Consider the following 11,572-nt stretch of genomic DNA (forward strand, 5'->3'; position numbering starts at 1 on the left):
GCACTATGCAACCATTATACAAGCCCTCCTAGGGCGTGTGGGTGAAAATACTAAAGAGGAGGTTCTTCAAGTCAATACTTTTTTGTATCAGCTCCATGCGTTTTTCAACCGGCAAATTTTCATCCTGCAACTCCGCCAGAACGGCATCCTTCTGGCGTTCCAGGGAAATACGGATAAGGCCGGAACAAGCTTCGGCTGCAGCCCGTTCCGGGTCAGACATGGGAGGAGTGTTCATATTCATCTGCAACAGGGCGGCGCTTTCTTCAGGAGGCAGGGAGTGAATGAACGCCTGGATAGCTGCCGGATCTTCGGGACATGGAGCCTTGTTCAGGATTTTCCTCAACACCTCTCCGCCGGGCACCCAGTTCATGGCTTCCCAAATATCCTCAATGCGTTCTACGAGGTAGGACTGAGCCTTCACATCGTTCAAAGCCATCTCGCACAGCACGACGACGGAACGGTCCACACGGATAGGTTCTATCCTCTCTTCATCCCGGGCGTTCTCCTTCTCGTTTCTGGAAGAGTTCGATGCCTGCTCGTACCGAAATGAGCGGACGGCTTTCTGTACCTCGCGCTTCGTTTCTTCAAATCCCATGCGCATGCGCGTAGCCATGTCCGATGCAGCAAGATCCCGTGCAACGGCATCCTTGATACATCCCATCAGACTGATCATATCGCGGGAAAATGCCATCCGGGACGAAGAATCGTTCAACAGTCCCTGGTTTCTGGCCCGGTTCACCCGGGCTTCGAAGAAGGGGCGCGCCCCGTCCAGAAGAGCGGCGAACGCCTCGGCCCCCTCGCGTTTGATGAAAGAATCCGGATCATCGCCTGCCGGAAGATCTACCAATTCCACATCCAGCCCCGCCGGAGCGAGAATACGAAAAGCCTTATCCGCAGCCGACATCCCGGCGCGATCGGCATCAAAGCATAACAACACCTTCTTCGGCCTGTACCGTAATAACAACGGTACATGATCGTTGGTAAAAGCGGTACCCAGGGGAGCCACGACGCATGTTTGCCCTGCCTCATGGCAGGCGATCACATCCAGCTGCCCCTCGCAAAGTACGACGCGCCCCATCTTGTCGAACGACTTTTTGGCACGGTCCAGCCCAAACAAAATGTCCCGCTTTCGGAACAATTGCGTTTCCGGGCTATTCACATATTTACCCGTATTTACAGCCTGCCCCAAAACGCGCCCGGAAAAAGCCACACACTCGCCCCGGTCATTGCAGATGGGAAACATCAGACGGTCCCGGAAGCGGCAGTACATGTCATTTCTTTCCCCGATACTCGCCAAACCGGAATCGATCAAATACCGGGCGGGAATATTCTTCGACTGAGCCCAGCGCAAAAACGAGGACGATTGGTCGGGAGCCCACCCCACCTTCCACCGGGCGGCCATGTCCGAACCAAATCCCCTGGATTTCATGTACTCTCTCGCATGATCCGCCTTCTTCGATTTCATCAAAAGGTTGTGGAAATACTCCATTGCCATCCGGTTCACCTCCAACAGCCCCGTTCTTTGCTTGCGGCGTCGGTCTTCTTCCGGACTGCTCTGCTCCTCAATCAACGGAATCCCGGCTCGTTCCGCCAGCTTCCGCACAGCATCGGCAAAGGGCAGATTCTCATACTTCATCACGAAGCTCAAGGCATCCCCCCCCGTCTGGCAGGCAAAGCACATGAAGCTCTGGCGCACGGGACTGACGGTCATCGAAGGATGCGTATCGTTATGAAACGGGCAGACACCTTTCCAACTGGCTCCCGCCTTCTTCAACGGGATATAGGAATTGATCAGGTCCACGATATCCGTGGCCCCAAGAACGCGCTTGATGCTTTCCTCCGAGATCTTTCCCATGGGCGTGGGGCATCCTATCACTTCTCCGGCAGGATTCACGGTTTTTTCTCGTCCTTTCGTCATGCTCGGCCTCCAAGTCTTGCAAATCAGCGGAACTTGTTCCAAATTACTGGAAGGATTAGAAAATCATGAGTACAAGCCCCATCAACTTCCGTTTGGTCATCCCCTGTGGCATGGCTCTCCTGCTGCCATGGGCATTCACCTCATGCTCGGATTGCCTCTGCTCCGGCAAAGGCGTCGGCACCATCGCCAAAGTTTCCCTGAAACACGACGACCAGCCCTGGTACCGCTGCGTCACCATTGATCAGAAAACCATGTACATGACCGGCACCCGCGTCAGTTGGACATTCCAGCACGAACTGGGGTACTGGGAAGCCTTCGACACCCGGAACAAGAAACTCTGCATGACGGCTCGCGGCAAAACCTTCACCATCGAACCGGGCTACGTCTGGGACGGAGCAACCGAAGGCCCCACCACAGCCAAATTGCTCACCCCCACCCTCTTCCACGACGCCATGCTGCATGCCATCATGAACGGAGCACCACTCGGACGCGATCAGGCCGACGGAGCATTCTACCAACTGATGAAGGCCGAAAACTTCACGATGGCCCGCCCTTACTACGAACTCGTCCGTAACTTCGGTGAAGCCTACCTCAACCGCCAAAATCCCCCTACCCTCACCATCAAGGCAATCAAAAGATAAACACCCGGCGATCTATCGGAATATTTATTGAGCCGCCGAAGCCTTCGCAGCTTGGGCGGCCTTTTTCTTGAGCAACTTATCGTTCTCCTGACGGTGCTTCCCGCGATACAGGAAGTCCGTTGACGCATCCCTTCCTACCGTCCGGTCAATCAATCCGGGAATTTCGTCTTCCGTGTACCCCGCCTTCAATAGGTATTCCTTCACATCGTTATACCTGCCAGGAAAAACATGCACGAGCGTTCTCATAAATTGCGGTTCCATCCATGGAGTCACAGTCTCCACAAAACTATTCCTTGCATTGATAAATGAATTTGTAAAACCTGTCTTCTGCATTTCTTCCGGCATCTGTCGAAATACGACCTCAATTCCAAGGCGCAGCCGATCTTCACTTGACCTCTCACCCCAAGGATTCGTTTCATGCGCATTCTTGAACTGATTGAGGATGCAAGCATAGTAGGAAAGAATAGTCCGCGTCAATATTTGCTTCTTCAATGATTCCTTAATTTTATTAGAATCATGAAGCTTTCTATTAGCGATTGCAAGCGAAGGTGTAGATTGCAATTTAAGCCACAAATCAAAAATTTCATTAAATTCATGATAGTGATAAGTTTCCGATTCTGTCTCCATATATAATTTCGAATCAAACACAGGAAGGCTAGTCAGAAAATAGCAATACCATACAAAATTACGAAATTCCTCATCAATATCCTTATCAGAAGTTATATCTCGAGGATTTTTAGCACCAAATTCACGCAGCTCCTTGTAATACGATTTATACTTTTTCTCTTTTAATAGATCCAAAAGTTTATCAATAGCGGGATTCTTGACCCGCAATTGAGGAATGCACGCCGGGGATTCCGGACACACCTCGGCACGCGAAACATAGGCGCCAATTCCTGATAATAAAGCAATCACAAGGATTAATATATTTCTCATTATACTCACCGAATCAGTTCTTCATGCATAATTTCCTGATCATGTATTCCTACGGCAACGGTTCCGTAAAAGTTTCCCATGAAAACCTCGCTCTACATTCCCTAGCAAAAACCCCCATCCGTTACCAGAGAACAGATGGGGGTTTTAGAAAATAAAAACAGGGAAAGCGAGGATCAATAACTACGAGCCCAGATCACGCGGCGCGTCGTCGGCTTGCCGGTCAGGATGCACGGGGCTTCCTCTCCTGTCCCCATGGAACCGACGGGAATGCAGCGGATCGAGATACGGAGGCGCTTGGCCAGTTCTTCTTCCTGTTCGGGGGAACCGTCCCACGGCACAAGAAGCCAGTCGGCATCCTGTTCTCCGGAGAAGTTGGCTTCCAGCTCCGCCATGCTTGAAGCCCGGCGGATATGAGAATCGCGGAATTCGGTGGCTTTACGGAGCAGGTTCTGCTGGATGTCATCCAACAGGGCCACCATGCCGTCAACGACTTCAGCTTCCGGTTTGAAAACCTTTTCCGACGTGGATTGGTCACGGCGTTGCAAGCAAACCGAACCTTTTTCCAAATCGCGAGGGCCGATTTCAAGGCGGACCGGAACCCCTTTCTTCACCCATTCCCACTTCTTCGTACCACCGCTCAAGTCGCGCTTGTCAACAACAACGCGCAGAGGCTCGCCATGGAACCTTTGGGAGCGCAGCCCGGCCGCCAATTCTTCGCAATGGGCAATCACGGCATCGGCGGTGTCGGCCTTGGGCGTGACCGGGATAATCACCACCTGCTGAGGTGCAACGCGAGGAGGGCAAACGAGGCCATCGTCGTCGGAGTGCGTCATGATCAGGGCGCCGATCATGCGGGTAGAAACGCCCCAGGAGCTCGTCCAGGCAAACTGAACCGTGTTGTCGCGTCCGGTGAAGCTGATGTTCTGAGCCTTGGAGAAATTCTGTCCCAGGAAGTGAGACGTGCCCGCCTGAATGGCCTTGCGATCCTGCACCATCGCTTCCACCGTCAAAGTCATTTCTGCCCCCGGGAAGCGTTCCGCCTCCGTTTTTTCACCGGGAATCGTCGGGATAGCCAGCACGTCGCGCTGGAAATCCTCATACACTTTGTGCATCGTCCTGGCTTCGCCGATGGCCTCATCGCGCGTTTCGTGAGCCGTATGCCCTTCTTGCCAAAGGAATTCCGCCGTCCGGAGGAAAATGCGGGGGCGCATCTCCCAGCGCATGACGTTGCACCACTGGTTGATCTTGAGAGGCAAATCACGGTAGCTGGATGTCCAGCGGGCGAAAGCAGCGCCAATGACAGTTTCCGAAGTCGGGCGAATGACAAATTTTTCAGTCAGTTCTCCTTCCGGAATCATGCGGGTTTTACCCGTCGCGGGATCCTTCCGGGCCTGAAGGCGGTGATGAGTCACTACGGCGCATTCCGTGGCGAAACCCTCTGCGTGTTCGGCCTCCTTCTCCAAATAGGAGATAGGGATCAACAGCGGGAAATAGGCATTGCTGTGCCCGGTTTCTTTAAACCGGCGGTCAAGATCCTTCTGGATCAATTCCCAGATGGCATAGCCCCACGGTTTGATGACCATGCAGCCGCGGACTTCGGAATTTTCCGCCATGTCGGCGGCCTTAATGACTTGCTGATACCATTCCGGGAAATCCTGGGCCCGGGTAGGAGTGATGGCAGTTTGTTGGGACATAGGTGTGTGTGATGGAAAAAGAGTTAAAACGGGGCCCGTTTCATGCCCTGATAATTTTCAAAGGCGAACATAATCATGAAAAAGCCCAAGAGCATGGCTCCCATGTAAAGGAAGGAGAAAGCCCCCAAAATGACGGAAAGAGCCAAGCCAACCTGGTGAAGACGCCTGGGAGACTTCATGTATTCTCCCAGGAACTGGCCGCCGTCGAGAGGATAGATCGGCAACACATTCAACACGGTCCACCAAAAGGATGTAAAAAGGAGACATCCCAGAAAGTACAGTTGAATGCCAACCTGGTCGTCAAAACCCAGGGGTTCAGCCAATTGGAACCCATGCCACGGGGAAAGCGACAAGGCTACTGTGGAAACCCACCAGGCCAACATATTGCCTCCGGTATAAAAAAACAAGATCAGAGCAGCAAGAATACCGGGAATCAGCGACGCCAAAGGACCGGCCAGTATGGACAAGGCCCGGCCATGCTTCCCAAACCGAGGATGAAAATATTGCGTATAGGCTCCGAGGAAAACCATTTCGATCGCCGCAGACGCATTCCCCAACCAACGTCCTGCCAAAGCATGACCCAGTTCATGGATGAGGATCGTCAGGGTTCCGGCAATCATGAACAAGGCGACCATCATCAGATCCGATGAATTGGTAATCCGCAACGCTCCACCCAAAAAAGCCATCCCCAGCCAAAATATGGGCCGGATGCGAATGGGAAAGCCAAAAAGAGTGAATTCAATCATGGGCAGAAATTATCCGAACTCCCACCCCTTTGCCAAGCATGGAACAAGACAGCCGCTCCGACTTCTGCCTCAGGGTGGCATCGAATCACGTTCTGTACCCCGGAATACCGACAAAAAAACAAGATTAGTTCTTTCCGATGCCTCCAACGAAAAAAGGAGGAGATCGTCAGGCCCCCTCCCTTCGTTGCATGATGAATCGGATAAACCGGATGCGTGGAAATCAGACCAGCCGTTCGTTCTTTTTCGCCGCAAGCAGGGCCGCCGTCCTCTTGACGCGGATCTGAAGGTCGGAAAGAGCGTTCATATAATAAATATAGGCATCGAAGGGTGATGCGTACGGCGTAAAGGAATTGCCTTTTTCCATATAATGGAAGTGGTCGGCACTCTGAAGCTTTCTCCAGACATGGGTCAGATCGGCGTCATTGGCCGCTTTGACTGCGCCTTCAAGCCGATAAATTTTCTTAATCGCTTCATCCTGCATGACGTTGCCGTTCCAGTGCGACATGGAACCGAATGTCGAACAAGTCATCTCCCTCGTGCAATTGCAAACTCCGGCAGGTTTGATTTTTTCCGCTACTTCCGTGGGTGTCATAAACGTATTGCCGCGTTCCACACAGTTAAGGATCATCGTCCTCCAGAATTCAAACACTCCTGTAGCGGCATTTTGCCGTTCTCCAAGAGTTTCGTAGTCCATGGAAAGCGTGGTCACAGAACCGGGCTGGTTCGAGAGCCAGTCGGTAAACGTCAACGGGGAAAGAGGATATTCCGACCAGGAGGAATCCGTTCTGCGGTTAGCCAGATCATTGGAAAGCGTCCTGTTCCGGAAAATGGTCGTCGTCCGAAACACCTGGGGAGCCAGGAAAACCTCGTTATCCCAGAAATTCTGAAGAACCGTCGGATTGCCATCCGCCAGTATGCCCTTGAATCCCAAGGTTTCCGCCTGTGAGGCAATGGCATTGGAATAGAGCATGCCCGTATTGACCAGAACGGAAGATTCCGTCCCGAAGAGTTTTTTCAACAGATCCCGGTGTTCCTGTACCTGGTCGGCAAATTCCTGGGGAGAATAAACGGAAGCCAGGGAATTGTAATACGGCATGATCATGAACTCCACGCATCCCGTATCGGCCAATTCACGCAAGGATTCGACCAGATCGGGGCGATGGTAGGTGGCCTGTTCCAGAACCACGCCGCTCAAAGCCAGCCCGAATCTGAATTTCCCTTCCGTAAATTCAATGAGCTGCTTCATCAAACGGTTGGCAGGTAAGTAGCAGCGTTCGGAAACAGCGCTCAGAACGCGACCGTTCAACGCATCGTCTTCATAGAAAGCGTGTTCGCCAATCTTGAAGAAGTCATAAGGAATAAGCCTGTTGGGCTGGTGGGCGGTGAATGTCAGGCAGATGTTGCTCATGGAAGTAGTATCAATAATGAGTTAAGTTCTATGGAAGAAGGAAAAGCTCTCAATCCCGGTGTAACACCTTGTTATAAACCTTGATCACCTTGTCGGCCGCAGCATCCCAGGTGGAAGCCTGAATATCGGCTGCCCCTTGGCGGACGACCTTGTCATAAAGCTCGTCATCCGTAATCAGGGATACGATATGCTGAGCCATCATGTTCACATCCCAGAAATCGGCTTTCAACGCCCCCTTCATCACTTCGGCCACACCGGATTGCTTGGAAATAACGGCAGGAATGTTGAACTGGGCCGCCTCCAGAGCAGACAGGCCGAACGGCTCGGATACGGACGGCATACAGTAAACATCCGTGATGGAAAGCAGGTCGTTGACACGCTTTTTGTTGAGGAAACCCGTAAAATGGAAACGGTCCCCAACTCCCTTGAAAGCTCCCGTTTCAATTAGCTGGCGGAGTTTCTCTCCAGTGCCGGCCATGACGAAACGCACGTTATCCGTCTGTTCCAAAACCTTGGCCGCAATCTGCAGGAAAAATTCCGGCCCTTTCTGCGCGGTCAAACGCCCCAGGAACAAAACCAGTTTTTCAGGGAATTTCTTTTTCCCTCGGAACGCGCATACGGGATCCGCCCCGTTGTGTACCGGGAAAATCTTGCGCGGGTTAATGGCATAATGCCCGCTGACGACCGTACCCGTATATTTACTGACGGGAATCACGGCGTCCGCCTGCTCCATGCCGTACTTTTCAATATCGTAAATCCAGCCCCGGGCATCGGCTCCGGCCCGGTCGAACTGCGAGGCATGCACGTGAACAACCAGCGGCTTGCCGGTCGCTTTTTTGATTTCTACACCGGCAAGATAGGTCAGCCAGTCGTGTGCGTGGACAACGTCAAAATCATGTTTCAAGGCCAATTTGGCGGCAATCTTGGAAAACTCAATCACCTTCCGAGCCAAATCGCCCGCATACAAATCCTCGGATGACTGAAACAGTCCCAAATCCTCGCGGCTGGTCCTGGAAAAATTGATTTTCCCCTCTTGAGTAAAAACAATGCGATCCTTGGAGCCTTCCACCGTCGTGTACGGATCAAGCGCGATCGGAGCGCGCTCCACAAGAGCAAAACTTTCATAAGCATACCGGCGTTCCACGTTTTCCACATCCTCCAGGCTGATGTTATTGATACCCGTCAGTTGGAATCCCTGATAATGAGTCATGAGATCCGCCTTCGGAACAATCACGCTCAACTCAACTTTGGACGCCAATGCCTTGGACAAGCCCAAACAGGCCACACCCAATCCCCCGTTGACCATCGGGGGAAATTCCCAGCCGAGCTCTAATACTCTAATTTTACTCATGGGATCTGTTTTTCCTTTTCTTTCTTGGTTTATCTAGGGAAGGCTCATGCAACGCCCACCCTCTTCGAGATTGTATCTAGGATAAAGCAAAGACAACTCTCAGTCTAGCCGTTATTCAAAAAAACTTCAATATGCCGCAATAACTTAATATTCACTAAAACCTTCTTGTCTTCGCAAATTTAAACCACTAGAATGAGAGGGCGTACCTATTATGTTTTCTTTCTCACAAATCCCCAGAAAGAAACGGACAACCACTACCGCCGCCTCTCTCTTGGACAGTCCGGCCAACGGTGGGGAGATCCGTGACTTTGAGTCGGCCGGCGGTGAATATTCACTCAGACTCAACATTCTGGAAAGCGGAATCATCCGCATCCGCTATGTTGTCGGCAACCTGCTCGAAGCCTGGCCCAGTTATGCCGTCGATCCCGGATACGTCTCCCAGCCCCTCTCCTTGGAAGAACAGTCCAACAAGACATACCACAGGATATCCACTGGAGATCTCAGAATCACCATCGACAAGGAAACGCTGAAGCTCGCTTTCTATTCCCAGCATGACGGCAAACTCCTCCAGAAAGACGAGCATGGATTCGGCTACGAAATCAACGCCTGGACGGGAGGGAAGAAAAACTGGGTCAGAAAAACCATCCGCCCCAAAGAGTATTTCTTCGGACTAGGAGACAAACCCTGCGATCTTAATCTTCGTGGCAGACGCCTGGAAATGTGGGGAGCCGACCACTACGCCTTCCATGAACACTCCGACCCTCTTTATAAAAACATCCCATTTTTCCTGGGACTCAGTGAAGGATCCTGCTACGGAATTTTCTACGACAATACGGCACGGACCTACTTCGACTTCGGAGCAACGGAAGAAAACATCCTTCTCTTCGGCGCCGATCGCGGAATGATGGACTACTACTTTATCCATGCAAAGTCCCCCATCGGCATCATCGCCGCCTATACCCGCTTGACAGGACTTCCCGCCATGCCTCCTTTATGGGCATTAGGCTATCACCAGTCCAAATGGAGTTACTATCCTGAAGACACCGTCATCGAATTGGCAGGCAAACTCCGTACAGACAGCATCCCGTGCGATTCCATCCACCTGGACATCCACCACATGGACAAATACGAGAGTTTTTCCTGGGATCCGTCCATGTTTCCCAATCCCGGCCAGCTCATCAATCATCAGGAAGAGGAAGGGATTAAAACCGTCACTATCGTCAACCCCGGCATCAAAATCGACCATCATGCATCTATCTGGCGCTCCGGCTACCAGTTCAACTGTTTCTGCCGGAGACACGACGGTTCCCTGCTGGAAGGCGTTGCGTGGCCGGGGCTGTGCAACTTCCCCGACTATACGGACCCCTACGTCAGGGACTGGTGGGCCGACCTGTTCGAACACGATGTATCGCGACTCGGTATCAGGGGAATATGGACGGACATGAACGAACCGGTCATTTTCCCGGACAAAACATTCCCCGAAGACACCCGGCATTTCTATGACGGCAGGCCGTGCTCGCACACCAAGGCCCACAACGTGTACGGCCATTGCATGGCCATGGCTACCCGCGAAGGCATGTTGCGCTTTGGAGGTAACAGGAGGCCCTTCGTCCTTACCCGTTCCGGGTATGCAGGAATGCAGCGATTCGCCGCAACATGGACAGGCGACAACTGCTCCACGTGGGAACATCTGAAAATGGCTAATTTCCAATGTCAGCGTCTGGCAGCTTCCGGAGTCTCCTTTGCCGGATCCGATACAGGAGGCTTCCTGGAACATCCGTCAGGAGAACTGTTTTGCCGATGGATCCAGCTGGCTGCCTTCCACGTCTTCTTCCGCAACCACTCTTCAGGAGAATACGGAGGTCAGGAACCATGGTGTTTCGGTGAAGAAATCGAAAATTATGTCCGGACAGCCATCGAAGGCCGCTACCGCCTCCTGCCCTATTTCTATACCCAGTTCTACCTGTTCGCCAAGAAGGGCCTGCCCATCATCCGTTCCCTTCCCTTGCAATGTTACCACGATCCGGACACCTATTGGCGCGGGGTCGAATTCTTCGTAGGGGAACACATGTATGTCGTCCCCGTCCTCAATCCTCAAACAGGCGGCTGTTCACTCTATGTTCCGCCCGGCCACTGGTATTCCTACCGGGACGATGCCAGCCTGGACGGAGTCAAGTCCGATTCATGGCTATCCTGCGACCTGTCCACCATTCCAGTTTTCGTCCGCGGAGGCGCCGTAATCCCGCACTGGCCCGTTCAGCAATTCGTCGGCGAGTTCGAACGTCCGGATTCTCTCCTGGATCTTTGGTGGGCTCCCCATACGGAATGCGAAAGCCACCTGTACGAAGACTCGGGAGACGGATTCGAACACCTGGAAGGCAACTTCACCTTTAGCACATTTTCCTACCGTTCCGAGGCTGACGGATTCAAACTCATCCGCCACCGGGAAGGGGAAGGGAGCGGTTTCCACGCCAGCCAAACCCTCCTCGTCCATGCTCTGCCAGACATCGCAGGAGAACTCGGTTGCGAAATCGACGGCATACCGGTCCCTGTTGCCCATCGTCAGAATGGAGTCGCAGCAATCACCCTGCCGGAAAACTTCTCGGAGCTAACCCTTTCCTGGAAGCCTTCCGCAAAAGACGGGGATCATGCATAGAAATCACTGGCATGTTCCCGGTAAATTCATACACTGGCATCAACCATGAGAGATATCATCATCGTCGTCGTAACCTTGGCTGGAATTTTTGCAGGAATTCATTTCTATGACGACCTGATTGCCGCAATAGGCATCCAGGAAAATACGGAGGCCGTAACAACGCTTCCGGACGAACCATCTGCCCCCCCAGCAGAAGATGCGACTCCGGCAGACATCCAGTAA

9 protein-coding genes are annotated in these 11,572 nt (G+C 52.5%); 3 read left to right on the forward strand and 6 right to left on the reverse strand.

Going from position 1 to position 11,572, the window contains the following annotated elements:
- Window positions 1–28: 28 nt before the first annotated feature.
- Window positions 29–1,918 (reverse strand): DNA primase, encoded by a 1,890-nt coding sequence (gene dnaG / locus QET93_RS11550; RefSeq protein WP_322190000.1) that lies wholly within the window; start codon window positions 1,916–1,918, stop codon window positions 29–31.
- Between the two features lie 65 nt (window positions 1,919–1,983).
- Here dnaG and QET93_RS11555 point away from each other — a divergent pair, with 65 nt between their 5' ends.
- Complete coding sequence (locus QET93_RS11555; protein WP_280127237.1) at window positions 1,984–2,559, forward strand: hypothetical protein; 576 nt, start codon at window positions 1,984–1,986, stop codon at window positions 2,557–2,559.
- A 24-nt stretch (window positions 2,560–2,583) separates the two neighbouring features.
- Here QET93_RS11555 and QET93_RS11560 read toward each other — a convergent pair whose 3' ends face one another.
- The 5 genes from QET93_RS11560 to QET93_RS11580 form a co-directional block, all read right to left on the reverse strand.
- Entirely contained in the window at window positions 2,584–3,495 is a 912-nt protein-coding gene (locus QET93_RS11560; protein ID WP_280132330.1) for a hypothetical protein, read from the reverse strand.
- Between the two features lie 173 nt (window positions 3,496–3,668).
- The gene (proS, locus tag QET93_RS11565) at window positions 3,669–5,189 is read right to left on the reverse strand and encodes a proline--tRNA ligase (RefSeq protein ID WP_280132329.1); all 1,521 of its coding nucleotides are present in this window, start codon (window positions 5,187–5,189) and stop codon (window positions 3,669–3,671) included.
- A 23-nt stretch (window positions 5,190–5,212) separates the two neighbouring features.
- Window positions 5,213–5,935, reverse strand: coding sequence for a site-2 protease family protein (locus QET93_RS11570; RefSeq protein ID WP_280127240.1), 723 nt, complete (start codon window positions 5,933–5,935; stop codon window positions 5,213–5,215).
- A gap of 220 nt (window positions 5,936–6,155) precedes the next feature.
- Entirely contained in the window at window positions 6,156–7,343 is a 1,188-nt protein-coding gene (locus QET93_RS11575) for a glycoside hydrolase family 57 protein (RefSeq protein WP_280127241.1), read from the reverse strand.
- Between the two features lie 49 nt (window positions 7,344–7,392).
- A complete protein-coding gene (locus QET93_RS11580) occupies window positions 7,393–8,694 on the reverse strand; it encodes a glycosyltransferase (protein WP_280127242.1) in 1,302 nt (433 codons plus the stop codon).
- A 211-nt stretch (window positions 8,695–8,905) separates the two neighbouring features.
- On the opposite strand from QET93_RS11580, the gene QET93_RS11585 reads away from it, so the two are divergent.
- Window positions 8,906–11,350: a TIM-barrel domain-containing protein gene (locus tag QET93_RS11585; protein ID WP_280132328.1), complete on the forward strand. Its 2,445-nt coding sequence runs from the start codon at window positions 8,906–8,908 to the stop codon at window positions 11,348–11,350.
- Between the two features lie 45 nt (window positions 11,351–11,395).
- Window positions 11,396–11,572 carry a hypothetical protein gene (locus tag QET93_RS11590; protein ID WP_280132327.1) on the forward strand — a complete coding sequence of 59 codons (177 nt, stop codon included), beginning with the start codon at window positions 11,396–11,398 and terminating at the stop codon, window positions 11,570–11,572.

The organism is Akkermansia sp. N21116, assembly GCF_029854705.2.
In the GTDB taxonomy this organism is placed as follows: Bacteria; Verrucomicrobiota; Verrucomicrobiia; order Verrucomicrobiales; family Akkermansiaceae; genus Akkermansia.

Excerpts from the sequence above, each read along its gene's own strand:
- dnaG (WP_322190000.1), bottom strand. The coding sequence starts at position 1,918 with ATGACGAAAGGACGAGAAAAAACCGTGAATCCTGCCGGAGAAGTGATA.
- QET93_RS11555 (WP_280127237.1), top strand. The coding sequence starts at position 1,984 with ATGAGTACAAGCCCCATCAACTTCCGTTTGGTCATCCCCTGTGGCATG.
- QET93_RS11560 (WP_280132330.1), bottom strand. The coding sequence starts at position 3,495 with ATGAGAAATATATTAATCCTTGTGATTGCTTTATTATCAGGAATTGGC.
- proS (WP_280132329.1), bottom strand. The coding sequence starts at position 5,189 with ATGTCCCAACAAACTGCCATCACTCCTACCCGGGCCCAGGATTTCCCG.
- QET93_RS11570 (WP_280127240.1), bottom strand. The coding sequence starts at position 5,935 with ATGATTGAATTCACTCTTTTTGGCTTTCCCATTCGCATCCGGCCCATA.
- QET93_RS11575 (WP_280127241.1), bottom strand. The coding sequence starts at position 7,343 with ATGAGCAACATCTGCCTGACATTCACCGCCCACCAGCCCAACAGGCTT.
- QET93_RS11580 (WP_280127242.1), bottom strand. The coding sequence starts at position 8,694 with ATGAGTAAAATTAGAGTATTAGAGCTCGGCTGGGAATTTCCCCCGATG.
- QET93_RS11585 (WP_280132328.1), top strand. The coding sequence starts at position 8,906 with ATGTTTTCTTTCTCACAAATCCCCAGAAAGAAACGGACAACCACTACC.
- QET93_RS11590 (WP_280132327.1), top strand. The coding sequence starts at position 11,396 with ATGAGAGATATCATCATCGTCGTCGTAACCTTGGCTGGAATTTTTGCA.